The 15,597-nt window shown below is 67.3% G+C and carries 12 protein-coding genes, 1 tRNA gene and 2 pseudogenes; 5 read left to right on the forward strand and 10 right to left on the reverse strand.

Annotation, left to right across the window (positions count from 1 at the left end; genetic code table 11):
* Positions 1-58: 58 nt before the first annotated feature.
* A pseudogene (locus tag QA634_RS05005) lies at positions 59-912 on the reverse strand (IS3 family transposase); the annotation flags it as partial.
* A gap of 120 nt (positions 913-1,032) precedes the next feature.
* A tRNA-Ile gene (locus QA634_RS05010) sits at positions 1,033-1,108 on the reverse strand.
* 195 nt (positions 1,109-1,303) lie between these two features.
* Between QA634_RS05010 and QA634_RS05015 the strand changes: the two genes are divergently transcribed.
* From QA634_RS05015 to QA634_RS05025, 3 genes are all read left to right on the forward strand, one after another.
* A complete protein-coding gene (locus QA634_RS05015) occupies positions 1,304-1,582 on the forward strand; it encodes a hypothetical protein (protein ID WP_012330959.1) in 279 nt (92 codons plus the stop codon).
* A 279-nt stretch (positions 1,583-1,861) separates the two neighbouring features.
* The gene (locus tag QA634_RS05020) at positions 1,862-2,611 is read left to right on the forward strand and encodes a glutamine amidotransferase (protein ID WP_012330960.1); all 750 of its coding nucleotides are present in this window, start codon (positions 1,862-1,864) and stop codon (positions 2,609-2,611) included.
* Between the two features lie 1,468 nt (positions 2,612-4,079).
* Positions 4,080-4,877 carry a hypothetical protein gene (locus tag QA634_RS05025; protein WP_012330962.1) on the forward strand — a complete coding sequence of 266 codons (798 nt, stop codon included), beginning with the start codon at positions 4,080-4,082 and terminating at the stop codon, positions 4,875-4,877.
* A gap of 771 nt (positions 4,878-5,648) precedes the next feature.
* Here QA634_RS05025 and QA634_RS05030 read toward each other — a convergent pair.
* From QA634_RS05030 to QA634_RS05060, 7 genes are all read right to left on the reverse strand, one after another.
* Positions 5,649-6,134, reverse strand: coding sequence for a DUF4142 domain-containing protein (locus QA634_RS05030; RefSeq protein ID WP_012330964.1), 486 nt, complete (start codon positions 6,132-6,134; stop codon positions 5,649-5,651).
* Between the two features lie 11 nt (positions 6,135-6,145).
* Positions 6,146-6,760, reverse strand: coding sequence for a NapC/NirT family cytochrome c (locus QA634_RS05035; RefSeq protein WP_012330965.1), 615 nt, complete (start codon positions 6,758-6,760; stop codon positions 6,146-6,148).
* A 1-nt stretch (position 6,761) separates the two neighbouring features.
* On the reverse strand, positions 6,762-7,220 hold the full coding sequence (locus tag QA634_RS05040) for a nitrate reductase cytochrome c-type subunit (protein ID WP_012330966.1): 459 nt from the start codon (positions 7,218-7,220) through the stop codon (positions 6,762-6,764).
* Positions 7,220-9,736: a nitrate reductase catalytic subunit NapA gene (napA, locus tag QA634_RS05045; RefSeq protein ID WP_012330967.1), complete on the reverse strand. Its 2,517-nt coding sequence runs from the start codon at positions 9,734-9,736 to the stop codon at positions 7,220-7,222. Before napA ends, QA634_RS05040 begins: the two co-directional genes overlap by 1 nt.
* A 39-nt stretch (positions 9,737-9,775) precedes the next feature.
* Positions 9,776-10,084 carry a chaperone NapD gene (locus QA634_RS05050; RefSeq protein WP_083784633.1) on the reverse strand — a complete coding sequence of 103 codons (309 nt, stop codon included), beginning with the start codon at positions 10,082-10,084 and terminating at the stop codon, positions 9,776-9,778.
* Between the two features lie 9 nt (positions 10,085-10,093).
* The gene (locus QA634_RS05055) at positions 10,094-10,246 is read right to left on the reverse strand and encodes a periplasmic nitrate reductase, NapE protein (protein ID WP_083784792.1); all 153 of its coding nucleotides are present in this window, start codon (positions 10,244-10,246) and stop codon (positions 10,094-10,096) included.
* Between the two features lie 693 nt (positions 10,247-10,939).
* Complete coding sequence (locus tag QA634_RS05060; protein WP_012330970.1) at positions 10,940-11,779, reverse strand: tyrosine-type recombinase/integrase; 840 nt, start codon at positions 11,777-11,779, stop codon at positions 10,940-10,942.
* Between the two features lie 117 nt (positions 11,780-11,896).
* Between QA634_RS05060 and chrA the strand changes: the two are divergent.
* Positions 11,897-13,090, forward strand: a pseudogene (gene chrA, locus QA634_RS05065) (chromate efflux transporter).
* A gap of 107 nt (positions 13,091-13,197) precedes the next feature.
* Here the strand turns inward: chrA and QA634_RS05070 are convergent.
* Positions 13,198-14,886, reverse strand: coding sequence for a methyl-accepting chemotaxis protein (locus tag QA634_RS05070; RefSeq protein WP_012330972.1), 1,689 nt, complete (start codon positions 14,884-14,886; stop codon positions 13,198-13,200).
* A gap of 314 nt (positions 14,887-15,200) precedes the next feature.
* Here QA634_RS05070 and QA634_RS05075 point away from each other — a divergent pair, with 314 nt between their 5' ends.
* Positions 15,201-15,587: an Hpt domain-containing protein gene (locus QA634_RS05075; RefSeq protein ID WP_018262445.1), complete on the forward strand. Its 387-nt coding sequence runs from the start codon at positions 15,201-15,203 to the stop codon at positions 15,585-15,587.
* Positions 15,588-15,597 lie beyond the last annotated feature (10 nt).

The raw sequence follows: 15,597 nt of genomic DNA on the forward strand, positions 1-15,597 counted from the left end.
AGGGGCTGAAAAGCCGGCCGTTCGCATGAAGCGGGGTATGGATCACCCCTGAACGAGAAAGGGCCTTCAGAAGGGGGCGGGGCCCGTTGTCTGAACGAATGTGCGGAGGAACGCCGGGCAGGATGAACAGGTCCGAGAGCACATCGATCGCATCCGCTGCCTTGAGCTTGCGCGCCACCCGAATGGCGAGGCATTCGCGGGTGAACTCGTCGACCACGTTCAGCAGGAGGACCTTGCGGCCGTCACGCGTGCGCGCCTCGACGACGTCGTAGGACGAGACATGATCGCGATGCTCGGGCCGCAGCCGGACACAGGAGCCATCCCCGTCCCAGAGCCGGCCCTTCTTGGGCTGGCGGGCCGGCACCTTCAGCCCCTCCTGCCGCCACAGCCGCTCCACCCGCTTGTCGTTGACCAGCCAGCCCGCCGCCCGCAGCAGCGCGGCGATCTTGCGGTAGCCGTGACGGCCATACCGGTGCGCCGGCTCGATCAGGTCAGCGAGCAGCGCCGCCTCGTCGTCTCTCCCCCGCGGCCTCTTGCGCTGCGTCGAGCGATGCTGCCCGAGCGCGCGACAGGCACGCCGCTCGGAGACGTGCAGGACGTCCATGACATGCTCGATGCAGGCGCGCCGGCGCGCGGGGCTGGTCAGTGTCCCCGGGCGGCCTCCTGCCGGATCAGCCCGTCGAGCGTGAGGTCCGCGATCGCCTTGCGGGCATTCTCGGTCTCCAGCTCCTTCATCCGGCGCACCTGGTCGGACTTCGGCCCACCGAACTCCTCGCGCCAGCGATAGGAGGTGACCTCGGTCACGCTGATCGCGCGGATCGCATCAGCCACGCTCTGACCCTGCGAGACCAGCACGTCCACCTGCCGCAGCTTGGCCACGACCTCTTCCGGCTTGTGTTTCCTCGTTCCCATCGCGTCCGTCCTCCGTCGGCTCAGAGCCATACTTCAGGGCGGACCACTCCGATGGGGGCTGACCACGGGCGCGCTGCTTTCGAGAGGCCGTAAGCGGAAGTTGTTCACCGCCTCTGTCATTGGTGGGCCCGGCAGGACTCGAACCTGCAACCAGACCGTTATGAGCGGCCGGCTCTAACCGTTGAGCTACGGGCCCAGGAGGATGGGGTGGATAGCCGGTTTCCGCCCCTGCCGTCATCACCCACAGGGTCGAGTGGCGCAGCAGGGTGGCTGGCGCTAGAGCATTTTCCGACGAAGTGGATGCCGGTTCGTCGCAGAAAATGCGGCAAGATCAAAGATCTAGAGCAGCACCCGATTGCAACGTGATCGGGTGCTGCTCTAACTCCCAGCCATGCTTTCGCCCGACCTACCTGCCGACCCCACTACCCTTGTTCATGGGTGGAACCGCGGCCTCGCCTCCCTCTCGCTCGGCCAGCCACCGTGCCCCGGCCTCCGCCTTGAGGATTGGGCGACGATCCTGGAGAACTGCCGCCACTTCGTTGGCGAGTTCAGCGCCGAGGCGGCGGAGCTCGGGTGGGACACGCTCACCCTGTTCTCGGTGCGCCGGCAGGCCGGCATGATCCGGGGCGACTGGCGCGGGGTCATGGGCTCGACGATAAGTGCGCCCTGACCAGCCACCGCCTCATCGCGTGGCGCGGGCGACCGAACCTGGAGAGCATCGTCCGACGGGCGCGCGCCCGGCGGTCCTTCACGGCGACGTCGGAGCTCGCCGTCGAGCGTTGCAGCGCATGAGCGGATCTCGTCGCACCCCAACCGCCGTCGTCGCGCCGGTAAATGGCGGCCTGCCGATGATCCGCGGTGCCCCGCCGGGCGAGGGTCAAGGCGAAATCGCGGTCGCCCTGGCCGCCCTCCGGGCCGGCGGGACCGGCGCGCCGCCCGGGGCCGGCGCGTGAGCGCCGCGCCCGGTCGCGCGCCGGACAGGAAACCGGTCCTGATCGTCCTGCACCAGGAACTCTCGACCCCCGGGCGGGTCGGGCGCCTCCTGCAGGAGCGCGGCCATCCCCTCGACGTCCGTCGGCCGCGCTACGGCGATCCGCTGCCCCCCACCCTCGCCGCGCATGCCGGCGCGGTGATCTTCGGCGGCCCGATGAGCGCCAACGACCCCGACGCGTTCCTGCGCCGCGAGATCGACTGGATCGCCGTGCCGCTCGCCGAGCGGAAGCCCTATCTGGGCCTCTGCCTCGGCGCGCAGATGCTGGCGAAGTGCTGCGGCGCCAGCGTCCAAGCCCACCCGGAGGGCCGGGCCGAGATCGGCTACTACCCGCTCGTCCCGACCGAGGCCGGGCGCGGCTTCGCGCGGGAGATCGGGCAGGCGTGGCCCTCCCACGTCTATCACTGGCAGCGCGAGGGCTTCACCTGCCCGGCGGGCGCCGAGATGCTGGCGACCGGGGACGACTTCCCCACCCAGGCGATCCGGGTCGGGCCGGCGGCCTTCGGGCTGCAATTCCACCCGGAGGTCACCCACGCCATGCTCTGCCGCTGGACCGTGCGGGCCGCCCACCGCCTCGCCCTGCCCGGCGCCCAGGATCGCGTCCGCCAGATCGAGGGCCGCTACATGCACGATCCCCAGATGGTCCGCTGGCTCGACGCCTTCCTGGACCATTGGCTCGCCCTCGGCGACGGGGCCTCGTCCGCATGATCGTCAGCCTCAGTCTTCACCTGCTCTGCCGGCTCTTCGGCGAGATCCGGGTGCGCCGCCTCGCGTCCCTACGGACGGGCAGCTGGACCTGGGCTGCCATCAACTCCCTGGCCGAGCCGATTGCATCACGCAATACTGCGAGTTTTGTGGAGGTAAAGACACACCTCGCGCACAAATCACACGGCATTCTCACTGCGTGCGCTTCGGCCTTGGTGCGGCCTTGAAGTCCTCACCTCTGAGAGACGTACTTCGGACCTTGGACTGGGGGCGGTGCCATGGCTGACGGATGGGCATTTCGCGAGAAGACGCGCGGCCGACTGAGGGTGGTAGCCGTAGCTCGGTCGCTCGCCCGCTCCGGGGAGCATGCCGACCACACCACAATTCTTGAGGCCCTCCGGGCGGACGGCCTTTCCGACATGGCGCCGAGCTGGTTCAGCGACCCCGCCTTCGTCCTGCAACTCGACCGGATGTGCACTCATGCCCACGAAAAGGCGATCGGGGCGCATCGCGCCGATGCCGGGCGGCCGCGGGCCCGCGGGACAGGTCACGAACACCGCTGCACTCCGAGGCGCCTCTCCACGCGGCCACGAGGCGACGATCAGCACCGACCGCGTCCCGGCCAACATGCCGTTTCCGGACATCACCTTGCACTTGCGGGCTCGGCCTGTGGGTCGAAGCAGGTCGGCGTTATGCGCGGCTGAAGGCGCGCACGGGCTGGAGCATGGCCGAAGCGGGGACCGCGCCCGCCGGCTACGGGTGACGGGGCGGGACACGCCCTGGCCGGATCGGCAGTGAGCTACCGCTTGGACGCACGCGGAGGATCGAGCGAAAGATCAAGTTGAACATCGGCGCCTAAGCTCGCGGCAAGACGCCGAGCCATCGCAGGATCAAGGCCCCACACGAGCGGGCGACCTCCGCTCACTAATGTGTAAGTGCCGTCGCGCTTAGCTTTGATCACGATCAGTTCTTCCACGTACAATCCCCCGGTTTAGCTGAACTGCAAAGCCTGACATGTGCTGGTTCATTGCAGGACAAAACGGGATCTGGAGATTGGTTCACGCGTCCGTGATCGGAATATCGGCTAAGCTCTCCGCCTATTGGTGCAAGACATTGCCGTAGAAGCAGAAAGGTCCGCCGCGGCCGGAGCCGGGCGGGCCGAAGGCATCCCCACATGATCAAGGGCATCGTGCGCCCGCACGCCCGGGCCGATCAAGCGCCGCCCGCCTGCGGGTCCAGGACCAAAATCGGCCCATGGCAGACAGTGCATACAGCACGCAGTTTCGTTCATCCGACTCGGAGCAACACCCTGTCGTCTCACCCGCACCGTGCGGCGTGAGCCCACTCGCACGGTCAAAGCTTTGCGCATATTCCTACGGGAACAGGGCTTGCGGAAAGTGCCGCCCGGGTGAACGCTTGCCACCGTGGCGTCCTGATGCCGCCGTAATACGGGCCGAGCGGGAGGAGGGGGATGGTGGGCTGGGTGCCGACGGCGGCGAGTGGGATGGGGGACGTGGGCGCGGCACCATCCGCGAACGAGCCGCTCTGGCTTGCCGGCCGGAACGGCACGGTGTGGCGGACGGATGACGGCAAGGATTTCGAGCAGCTCACGGGCCATGGGCTGCCGCCGGGAGTGACGCGGATCGCCGGGTCGCACGGGCGGCAGTTCGCCGACACGCGCCAGAACGTCGCCTGGGCGGTCACGGGCGCGGGCGAGTTGTGGCGCTTTAACGGGCAGGGCTGGACCAAGACCAAGGCGAGCGGCATGCTCGACGTCGCCGTGAGTCCGTTCGATCGCGCCTGGGTGCTTGGACAGAACGGGACGGTCTGGATGACCGGGGAGGTCGGGGACCAGTTTGTTCAGGTGCGGCCGCACGACGGCGCGCCCGTGTTCATCCGCATCGCTGTGGTCCCGGACCTCGTCGTGAGAGCCGACACGATCTGGCTCGCCGGAAACGACGGGTCGCTCTGGCGGTTGAACCCGTCGCAAACGGATTGGTGGCGCACCAACGCGAGCGAAGTGGGCGACGTCGCGCTGGGGCCGCATGGACGGCTCTGGCTCGCGGGGACGAACGGCACGGTCTGGCACTCCGATGGCGTGCACTTCACGCGAGTGTCGACCTTGCCGGACCGGCGGCAACTGGCGACCCCGAAGCACGATCAGAGCCTGCCGCCACTGCACATCGAAAGCTTGGCGGGACGGGGCAACACCGTCTGGGGCGTGACCAACACCGGCGAGCTGTGGAAGTTCGACGCCACGAACCTCTGAGCGAGGCGGGAACCGCTGCACCTAGAGCATTGTCCGACGAAGCGGATGCCGGTTCGTCGCGGACAATGCGGCAAGATCAAAGATCGAGAGCGGCACCCGATTGCAACGTGATCGGGTGCCGCTCTAGACCTGCAGCAGGAGAGCGCCGCCCAGGGTAGGCGCGGAGCCGCCGCTACCTTTGCCCCCCGCCGACCTTCTCGACGGCCCGGCCGACCTCGGTCCAGTCCCTCCGGAGCGACTTTACGCTGTCGTCCTTCGCGACCCGTTGCAACGCCCCCCTGGAGCTGCGCGAGCGGCGCCGAGAACGGGTCATCAGCGCCTATCCTGAAGCGTAAACTTTCACCGGTCATCGTTTGACTACTGCCGTAGTGATTACAGACGTATCTAAGGCTAACGTCCTATGCGTGAGCCTACGCAGGTTGTTGACTTGGCATCGTGCAGAAGTATTAATTTTCGCGATCGCGACTTTGGGCGCTGAGTGGATATAACCTAGGATAATATCATATTCATAGACGTCGAGGATGTTGATAGCGGTAATGCAAATTATTTCAATGTAATTGCTAATACATTATCCGCTTACGTATCCAACAACTCGGTTCGACTGACCGTTGAGTTGCCACTGCTCTCAGTTGACACTAGTGATGACAGAGAGCCCCGGCGAGAGACGAACGGTGGCGGCATAAGTTCAGGCTTGTCCCGCAAGAAGCTGGAACAACCAGGCTGTGGCGACGCACATTAGGGAGCGGGAGCTCAGAGCCGGAAGGCCGCTCGTCAGGGCGCGACTGCGGCGAGTTCGGCCTGGGATACCTTGCGGAGGTCGCGCAGCGTTCCCAAGGTTGCTGCGACATACTCTCGGACCGCTTGCGCTTCCGACCGAGTGGCATCCTCGTAGGCAGCGATCTCCAGGCTAAGGGCCTGCGTCTCCACCTCGGCGTAGCGCCGGGAAAGCGCCAAGTAATCTAGGGGTTCGATGTTCTCAACAATGCTTCGCAGCTCCCGATCGAGCGTGTTCCGCACCTCGACCCCGGCGTCCCCCGCCAGCCGGGCGAGTTCCGGCAACTGAGCAGTCCGGAAGTCGCGTACACGCTCGGCCAGGGACTTGATGCCGGGCCGTGGCTCCTTGGCCGCAGCGATGCGGGAGATCTGCGCCTGGAACAGGGCAGACGAGTAGGCGGCTTCGATGAACCGTCCCGTAGCGTCGTTCGCGTGCGACTGGGCTACGCCCGCAGCCCAGAAGGCGATCGCCGCGAAAGCCATTCGTCGCCGGCTCATTGCCATCCTGGAACCCCTTGCATGTTGGGAAGCTTGTGCGCGATGCCCTTGTGGCAGTCGATGCACGTCTTCTGGCCTGTGAACAGATCCTTCTCGTGAGCTGCCGCCGCCCGCGGATTCTGCTTCGACACGTCCATCGACTGGGCGCTGTGGCAGTTGCGACATTCCAAGGAGTCGTTGGCCTTCATCCGCGCCCATTCGTGTTCTGCCAAGTGACGGCGCAGATCCAGGAACTTATCACGTGTGTCAATCGAGCCGAAGATGTGCCCCCAGACTTCTTTGGAGGCTTGCATCTTGCGCGCGATCTTGTCGGTCCACTGATGTGGCACGTGGCAATCGGGACAGCTCGCGCGAACGCCCGAGCGGTTGGTGTAGTGGATCGTGCCCTTGAGCTCCTCGAAGACGTTCGTCTTCATCTCGTGGCACGACGTGCAGAATTTCTCGGTGTTGGTGTGCTCCAGGACTGTGTTGAAGCCGCCCCAGAACAGGACTCCTGCAACGAAGCCGCCTAGCGTGAGGAAAGCCAGCGACAGGGTGACGGGAGGACGCGTGGCCGTACGCACCCAAGGGTTCAGCCAGAACCAGGACCACGCCCTAGCAATTGCCGCCATCTCAGCGCCCCCGGGGCTCGCGCTCAACCAGCGCGTCCATGTCGACGAAGGTGTTCGGGACGAGCGGCTTCGCCCCGGTCTGCGGAACGTGGCAGGCGAGACATGAGTAGCGACGTGGGGAGACCCCGCCGAGCGTGTTTCCCTCGCGATCCTGGTAGTGCGTGACGCTGATCATCGGGGCCTGCGATTGCTCGGTGAACTTTCGAGCGTGGCAGGCCAGGCATTTGTTCGCGTTCAGGTCGAGCGCGTAACCCTCGATTGCGTGTGGGATCAGGGGCGGCTGGTCCGGATAGTTGCGCTTGCGGCGCACGTCGTCGGTGACCTGCCGCTGCATCGGCGGGGCCGGCGTTTCCTTGGTGAACGGCTCCGGACCGGTCAACCGAGGAGCATCCTGCGCGAACAGCGCCCCCGCGACGAGGCAGGCCGCACCAGTACAGGCGGAGAGCAGAAGGCGACGCATCATTCCGCCCCACGCTCGGCCGTGGCGACGCCGATCACCTTGACGGCGCACTTCTTGAAGTCGGTCTGCTTCGAGATCGGGTCTGTCGCGTCCAGCGTGGCCTTGTTGATCAGCTGGCTGGCGTCGAAGAACGGAACAAAGACGCGCCCGGGCGGCATCTTGTTGCGTCCCCGGGTCTCTACCCGGGAGCGGATCTCACCGCGCCGCGAAATGATCCGCACCTCCTGCCCACGGCGGAGACCGCGCTTCTGCGCGTCGTCGGGATGCATGAACATCACGGCGCCGGTGAAGGCCCGATAGAGCTCTGGCACCCGCATCGTCATCGAGCCCGAATGCCAGTGCTCCAGCACGCGACCTGTGACCAGCCAGAGGTCGTATTCCTGATCCGGAGCCTCGGCCGGCGGCTCGTAGGGCGCCGCCATGACGACCGCTCGGCGGTCGGGATTGCCGTAGAACTGCCAGCCGGCCCCCTTCTCGACGTAGGGGTCGTGTCCCTCGCGATAGCGCCAGCGCGTCTCCTTGCCATCGACGACGGGCCAGCGCAGGCCGCGGACCTCGTGGTAGCGGTCGAAGGGTGCGAGGTCATGGCCGTGACCGCGCCCGAACGAGGCGTACTCCTCAAACAGTCCTTTCTGGACGTAGAAGCCAAACTGCTTCGATTCGAAGTTCTCGTGGTCCGCTGCGATCTCGTCCAATCCGAAGCGGTCAACGCTGCCGTTGCGCCAAAGCACGTCGAAGAGCGATTTGCCCTTGTAATCCGGATGAGCGACCAGGATCTCCTGCGCCCAAACCTCGTCGGTCGTGAAGCGCTTGGAGAACTCCATCAGTTGCCAGAGGTCCGAGCGCGCATCGCCGGGGGCATTGACGAGCTGGCGCCACATGTGCGTCCGGCGCTCGGCATTGCCGTAAGCACCCTCCTTCTCGACCCACATGGCCGTGGGCAGCACGACGTCCGCGGCCATCGCGGTCACGGTCGGGTAGGGGTCCGAGCAGACGACGAAGTTGGCCGGGTTGCGGTAACCCGGATAGGTCTCGGTGTTCGTGTTGGGAGCCGTCTGCAGGTTGTTGTTGCACATGATCCAGTAAGCGTTGAGCTTACCGTCCTTGAGCATGCGGTCCTGCTGCACGGCATGGTAGCCGATCTCGCCGTTCAACAAGCCGGGTGGCAGCTTCCAGATCTCCTCAGCGTGCTTGCGGTGCTCGGGGTTGTTGACCTGCATGTCCGCGGGTAGGCGGTGCGAGAAGGTGCCAACCTCGCGAGCCGTTCCGCAGGCCGATGGCTGACCCGTCAGTGAAAAAGGGCTGTTTCCGGGCTCCGAGATCTTCCCAGTCAGTAAATGGATGTTGTAGACGAGGTGGTTCGCCCAGACACCGCGGACGTGCTGGTTGAAACCCATCGTCCAGAGTGACATCACTCTGATCTTCGGATCGGCGTACGTCTTTGCGAGGGTCAGGAGCCGCTCCTTCGACACCCCGGTCAGTTCTTCAGTCTTTTCAAGAGTGTACTCTCCCACCATGCGGGCATAGGCGTCGAAGTTCGACGGCTGCGACACGGCGGCCTCGTTGGCATGCGTGGCGCGCTGCTCCAGCACGTGCTCGGGCCGGAGGCCGTAGCCGATATCGGTGTTGGCAACTCGGAAGTTGACGTGGCGCTCCACGAAGTCGCGGTTCACGGCTCCGTTCTGGATGATGTAGTTCGCGACGAAGTTCAGGATGGCGAGGTCGGTCCCAGGCTGGAAGATCAGTGACTGATCCGACAGCTCGGTCGTGCGGTGCTCGTAGGTTGAGAGCGTCGCGATACGGACGTGCGGCGCGCTGAGACGGCGGTCGATGACCCGCGTCCAAAGGATCGGGTGCATCTCCGCCATGTTCGAGCCCCAGAGCACGAAGGCGTCGGCATGCTCGAAGTCGTCGTAGCACCCCATCGGCTCGTCCATGCCAAAGGTACGGATGAAGCCGACGGCGGCCGATGCCATGCAGTGGCGGGCATTCGGATCGAGGTTGTTAGATCGAAAGCCGGCCCGCATGAGCTTGGTCGCAGCATAGCCCTCGAAGATGGTCCACTGGCCCGAGCCGAACATGCCAACGGCCTTGGGCCCTTTCTCGCGCAGGACGCGCTTCCACTGCCGGGCCATTTCATCGAAGGCTTGGTCCCAGGAGACCGGCTGCAGCTCAGCGTTCTTGTCGAACTTGCCGCCGCGTACCCTCATCAATGGCTGCGTCAGCCGGTCCGCGCCATACATGATCTTCGAGAGAAAGTAGCCCTTCACGCAGTTCAGGCCGCGATTGACCTCGGCCTGCATGTCGCCGTGCGTCGCGACCACGCGACCGTCCTTCACCCCGACCATCACGCCGCAACCCGTGCCGCAAAATCGGCATGGTGCCTTTGACCACTTGAGGGCGATGTCCTCGCCGGCCGCAAGATTTTGCGCCTCGGCCGGCAGGTCGATGCCGGCGACAGCAGCCGCCGCGGCCGCGGCCTGAGCCTTGAGCAGAGTTCGACGAGACATATCCATGGTCGTTTCCTGGGTGCGGCAGGTCGCCGACCGGCGCGCCTAGTCGAAGCGGTGGTAGACAAGCGCTGTAGAGAGGACGCCGGGTAGCTCCCCGATCTCGCCCAGCCGCTGCACAACGTCGTCCTCCGTGGAGGTCTCCAGCGTGGCGACGATCTTCCCAGCGGGACTCTCCCCATGCACGTCGAGGCCCGGCATCGCCCTGAGCGAGGCCAGCACCCCGGCTAGACGCTCGGGCCGGGCGTGGACCACCAATCCGCTGACATGATGTCCACCGCCCGCTGCGCGTCCGGCGGCCGGACGGCCGGCCAGCAGGTCCCGTCGTGACAAGGACGCTTGTTCATGCGCCATCGCTCTCTCCTAGACGGGTCCTGGAGGACCAGTGAACGCGTAGTACATCCAGACGAGGAAGCCCCAGCCGGAGACCACTCCGACCGCGATAAAAGGCCATATCAGGACCGCTAAGACCAGAAAAGTCAGCAACTCTCGCGCACGGCCATCTCGTGTTGGCATTTTCTCTTGAGCCTGCTGGCTTTGCACTACCAGCCTCCCCCCGATTAGGCCTGACCCAGGCCGTGATAGCCGGAAACGAAGGTTCCGGTTCTGTTTTCAAGCGCCGCAATGACTGTCTCGCGCTGCGATAGCGAGCCGAAAAGGACACGTAAGCACGGCACCGCCGGACGCGTGTCCTCACCTGGGCGTATTGCGTGACTTAGAGCACCTATCCAAGCCGCCTTCGCTCCTGAAATTTCAACCACTTAGCGGGGGCGAAGGCGGATTGTGTTAGGGGCTTTTAGCCCGACTATCAAACGTAACAGCGGAGGGTTCGGTTCCAGGTGTTATTGATTTAGATTGGTCTCGAACGCAATTGATGGATGCTATAAATACTTGAACGCAACTCGTTTGCGCCACAGCAGACGAACGGGCTGAGTGATGAACCCCTTTGAATGTGCAGTAGTGGAGTCGCCGCGCACCCGCAAAAACTGTGTCCATTGCAGCGTCGGGGGTCTCGGAATGCGGCCTGCAAAATTCACTCTGCCGCCTTGAAGCAGAAGTTTCGTTCGCGTCCGGGTTCGGCTCCCCTTCGATTTCCTTAACGACATGCCCAGCAATGCGGGACTCTGGAGAGAGTCTATCTCAGCGATCTTTGCGCCCACGGCGGTGATTCACTTCTGTACAGAAGTGGCGGTGAACTCAGGTCCATTGTCAGAGCGAACGTGCGTTCATTCTCTCTGCCGGTACGGTCCACACACCACCTGAGAGGTCGAGTTCGTGCCACCGGGCATCCAGCACCTCGCCCGTGCGCGCGGCAGTCAGGATCGTGTACTCAAAGGCACGGGCGGCAATGCTGCCGCCGGTGCGCAGCGTCGCCAGGAACTGCGGTACATCCTTGTAGCGCAAGGCGGCGTGGTGCTCGACCCGCCGGATTTTGGACCGGGCCGGCAACAGGTTTTCAAGATGGCCGCGCCAAGGTGCGGGGTCATCACCAGTGCGATACCCGCGGGTGCGAGCCCAATCCAGGATGGCTTCGATCCGCCCTCGCAACCGGTTGGCGGTCTCAGACTTGTTCGTCCAGATCGGCTCCAGCACCCTCATCACCCACCTCGTGTCCACCGCCGCCACGGGCGAATCACCGAGCACAGGATGAAGGTAGGTCTCCAGTGTCGAGCTCCACTGCATGGCGTGCTTGGCATTGCGCCAGCTAGCCCGGTGGGTCGAGATGTAGGTTTCGGCAGACTGGCGGAACGTCATCGCGTGCGCCGCCTTGGCCGCGAGATCTTGGCGCTTCGCCTTTCGCGCCTCAATCGGGTCGATCCCCTCCGCGCATAACTTTCGGCGGACAAGTGCCTTGTCGCGGGCCTCCGCGAGCGAGAATGGCGAGGCTGAGCCGAGCCCCATAGCTCGCGCCCTGCCGCGCAGGGTGAAGCGGAAGATCCAGCTCTTGGCTCCGTTGCCCGTCACCTGTAGCCACGGGCCGCCACCGTCGCCGGACATCCCCGGCGTCCTCAGCGTCGCGACCCTCACGGTGGAAAGCGTCCCGGTCATGCCTGCTGTTCTCACGCTCCTCCCCGCACCGTCATCGCGCGTTTCGGCGAGCTCCTGCGGCGCATCACGGACGACGGGCTGTGCCTTCCTCGGCCATTCAAGGGACTTAGCGGTCACATGCGCACCAGTACGGACGGTCAGCTCGCGGAGGTCTTCTCCGCCTTCCTCAAGCTCGGCCTAACCTCCTTCGGCGGCCCGATCGCGCATCTCGGCTATTTCCGCGACGAACTCGTCCTGCGCCGCCGCTGGATCGACGAGGAGGCCTACGCGGACCTGGTGGCCCTGTGCCAGTTCCTGCCGGGGCCGGCGTCGAGCCAGGTCGGGTTCTCCCTCGGCATCCTGCGCGGCGGGGGCTGGCGGGCGGGCTCGCGGCCTTCGCGGGCTTCACCCTCCCCTCCGCCCTCCTCCTCGTCGCGGTCGCCCTGGGGGCGGGGCGGCCCCGGCCCCCTGGCGGCGGGGGTGCTGCACGGGCTGAAGCTCGTCGCGGTGGCGGTGGTGGCGCAGGCGGTCTGGGGCATGGCGCGGACCCTCGCGCCCGACCGGCCCCGCGCCGGCCTGGGCCTCGCCGCGCTCTGGCTCGTCGTGCTGCTGCCCGGCGCCGCGGGCCAGCTCGGCGCCATCGCGCTCGGCGCCGCGGGCGGGCTCCTCCTCTGCCGGGGGCCGGGCGCGGGCTCCGGGCACGCCGCCGCCTTCCCGGTCTCGCGGCGGACCGGCCTCGCCTCCCTCGCCCTCTTCGCCGCGCTCCTGGTCCTGCCGGGGTCCGTGGCCGCGCTGACCGGCTCCGGGGCGCTCGCCGCCTTCGACGCCTTCTACCGGGCGGGCGCCCTGGTCTTCGGCGGCGGCCACGTGGTGCTGCCGCTGCTGCAGGCCTCCCTGGTCGGGCCGGGCTTCGTCACCACCGACGCGTTCCTGGCCGGCTACGGCGCCGCCCAGGCCGTGCCGGGGCCGCTCTTCACGGTCGCGGCCTATCTGGGCGCCGTGCTGCAGGGGGCTCCGGGGGGAGTTCCCGGGGCGGCGCTCGCGCTGGCGGCGATCTTCCTGCCGGGCCTGCTGCTGGTGCTCGGCACCCTGCCCTTCTGGGATGCCCTGCGGGCGCGGCCCGGTGCCCAGGCCGCCATGCGCGGCACCAACGCCGCCGTGGTCGGGATCCTCGCCGCGGCCCTGCACGACCCGGTCTGGACCAGCTCCGTCCACTCCCCCCGCGACATGGCGGTCGCCGCGACCGGCTTCGTGCTCCTGACCGTCGGGCGCGCCCCGCCCTGGCTCGTGGTGCTGCTGAGCGCGGCTGCGGGGGCGCGGCTCGGCCCCTGATTCGACATCCGACGGATTGCGTCCGCCATGCGGATGTCGGCTTCGCTCACGCGCCGCGCGGGCTTGGCAGACGCTGTCCGGACGTGATCGTCCGGACAGCGTGTGAGTCAGGCGGCCCGCACGCTCGCCAGGAAGCGGGCGACCTCGGCCCCGAGCCGCTCCGACTGGTGCGAGAGCTCGCCGGCCGAGGCGAGCACCTGCGCGGCCGCGCCGCCGGTCCGCTCGGCCGTGCCCGCCACGCCCGCGATGGTGCAGGTGACCGTGCTGGTGCCGGTGGAGGCCTGGGACACGTTGCGCACGATCTCCTGGGTCGCCGCCGCCTGCTCCTCCACGGCCGCCGCGATGGTGGTCGACACGCTGCTGATCTCGCGGATGCGGGCCGAGATCGAGCCGATCGCCGAGACGGCCTGGCCGGTCGCGTCCTGGATCTGGCCGATCTGGGCCGAGATGTCGCTCGTCGCCCGGGCGGTCTGGCTGGCGAGCTCCTTGACCTCGGCGGCCACCACCGCGAAGCCGCGCCCGGCCTCGCCGGCCCGCGCCGCCTCGATCGTGGCGTTCAGCGCGAGGAGATTGGTCTGGCTCGCGATCGAGGAGATGAGCCCGACCACGTCGCCGATCCGGGTCGCCGCTTGGCTGAGCTGCTGCACCAGCCGCCCCGTCTCCTCCGCCTCGCCCACCGCGACCTGGGCGAGGCCGGCCGAGCCCGAGACCTGCCGGCCGATCTCCTGCACGGAGGTGCCGAGTTCCTCCGCGGCCGCCGCCACCGTGCCGACATTCGTCGACGCCTCCTCGGCCGCCGCCGCGACGCTGGAGGATTGCAGCGCGGTCTCGCTCGCCGCCGCCGCCATGGTCTCGGCCGTGGCCCGCAGCCCGGTGGCGGAGGAGGAGACGAGGCCCACGATGCCGCCGACCGCCCGCTCGAACTCCACCGCGAGGCTCGTCATGGCCTCCCGGCGGGCCGCCGCGGCCGCCACCTCGGCGACGCGCCGCCGCTCGGCCTCGTCGGCGGCCGCCCGCGCCACCATCGTCTTGATCCGCTCCACGGCCCGGCCGATAGCACCGATCTCGTCGCCGCGCCGGGCCTCGGCGATCTCGGCGTCGATCTCGCCGGCGGCCATCCGCTCGAGCACCCCGACGAGCCGCCCGATCGGCCGCGTGATCCCGATCACCCCGACCACGATCGCCGCGAGGATGCCGACGAGCAGGGCGAGCGCGCTGACGACGATCAGGCTGCGGCGGGTCGCGTTGGTCTCCTCCGTGAGCTCCTCGTCGCGCCGGCTCGCCACGGCCGACATCTCGCCCGCGAGGGCCTCGCCGCCCGCCACGAGCGCGTCGAAGATCGGATCGACCGCGCGGTGAACGACGGCGAGCGCCTCGGCGTTGCGGTTCGCCATCCCGAGCCGGCGCACCTCCTTCACCTCGCTCACGAAGCGCTGGATCAGGCTCCGCTGCTCGTCGGCCCAGGCCACGTAGCGGGGAGCCTGCCGGCGCAGGGCCTCGAGCGCCTTCTCGATCTCCGGCAGCGCCGCCTGGAACCCGGCATCGGCGTGCGCCATCTGCGCCTCCTCGGTCTCGGCGATCACCCGGTAGGCCCAGTAGTTCAGCTCGAAGATCATCCGGTTGAGCCGATGCGTCGTCGCCGTGGCGTTCTCCTCCTCGCCGATCAGCCGCGTATAGGCATCGTCGATGTAGCTCATTCGGCCCTGGGCGTACCACACGACGCTGCCCACGATGGCGCCGATCAGCAGGATGACGCTGATGAGCTTACCCAGAACCTTGATGTTGCGGAGTTTCATAACGGTTTTCCCAAGGGCGCCTGACCCATGGTTAGAAATTGGATTAGCGCGCTTAAATAAGTGTAAATTCCGGGGTACCCCCCGATTCGACCAGCATAATCTCGTTCTCGCACGGGTGGACTATGCTGAACGGCGTACATCCTCCTGAGGAATCGAGGAACAGGCCGGGGCCGTGCGCCGAGCTGATGCGGCGGCTCCTCACGCCCGACCGGCAGCGGCCCGGTTCGACGACGCGCGGGGACGTGGCGCCCGCGGCCAAGCACCCTATCTTAGCCGCCGGCCCCTCGGGCCCCCTCGCGGCACAGGATGTCCTGATGGAAGACGTCCCTCCCCTCCCCTCGGCCGATCCGCGCTTCGCCCATCTGCCGATTCACGACCGCCACGCCTACGCGGACACGCTCGACCTCGTCGGCGAGGCCGGCGCGGCGCGGCTGCTCGACCGGCTGATCGCGCAGCTCGACGCCGCCTTCCAGGATGGGGCGGACCGGGAGCGCGTGGCGCGGGAGGCCCACGCCCTGATCTCGACCTCCGGCCTCCTCGGTTGCCCGCGCCTCTCGGAGACCTGCCGGGATCTGGAGGAGGCCGCGAAGGCGGGCATCCCGCTGGAGGAGCGGCTCGCCGGGATCCGCCGCATCCGCGACCTCACGGCCGCGGCCCTGCGCACCGTGCGGCAGGGCGGGGCGGGAGACCCGGCCGGTTGAGGCCCGCCGG

It is taken from the genome of Methylobacterium sp. CB376, assembly GCF_029714205.1.
Classification (GTDB): Bacteria; Pseudomonadota; Alphaproteobacteria; order Rhizobiales; family Beijerinckiaceae; genus Methylobacterium.

Bases quoted from the DNA above. Each gene is read 5' to 3' on its own strand.
- QA634_RS05015 (WP_012330959.1), top strand. From the start codon at position 1,304: ATGCTTTCGCCCGACCTACCTGCCGACCCCACTACCCTTGTTCATGGG.
- QA634_RS05025 (WP_012330962.1), top strand. From the start codon at position 4,080: ATGGTGGGCTGGGTGCCGACGGCGGCGAGTGGGATGGGGGACGTGGGC.
- QA634_RS05030 (WP_012330964.1), bottom strand. From the start codon at position 6,134: ATGGCTTTCGCGGCGATCGCCTTCTGGGCTGCGGGCGTAGCCCAGTCG.
- QA634_RS05035 (WP_012330965.1), bottom strand. From the start codon at position 6,760: ATGGCGGCAATTGCTAGGGCGTGGTCCTGGTTCTGGCTGAACCCTTGG.
- QA634_RS05040 (WP_012330966.1), bottom strand. From the start codon at position 7,220: ATGCGTCGCCTTCTGCTCTCCGCCTGTACTGGTGCGGCCTGCCTCGTC.
- napA (WP_012330967.1), bottom strand. From the start codon at position 9,736: ATGGATATGTCTCGTCGAACTCTGCTCAAGGCTCAGGCCGCGGCCGCG.
- QA634_RS05050 (WP_083784633.1), bottom strand. From the start codon at position 10,084: ATGGCGCATGAACAAGCGTCCTTGTCACGACGGGACCTGCTGGCCGGC.
- QA634_RS05055 (WP_083784792.1), bottom strand. From the start codon at position 10,246: ATGCCAACACGAGATGGCCGTGCGCGAGAGTTGCTGACTTTTCTGGTC.
- QA634_RS05060 (WP_012330970.1), bottom strand. From the start codon at position 11,779: ATGACCGGGACGCTTTCCACCGTGAGGGTCGCGACGCTGAGGACGCCG.
- QA634_RS05070 (WP_012330972.1), bottom strand. From the start codon at position 14,886: ATGAAACTCCGCAACATCAAGGTTCTGGGTAAGCTCATCAGCGTCATC.
- QA634_RS05075 (WP_018262445.1), top strand. From the start codon at position 15,201: ATGGAAGACGTCCCTCCCCTCCCCTCGGCCGATCCGCGCTTCGCCCAT.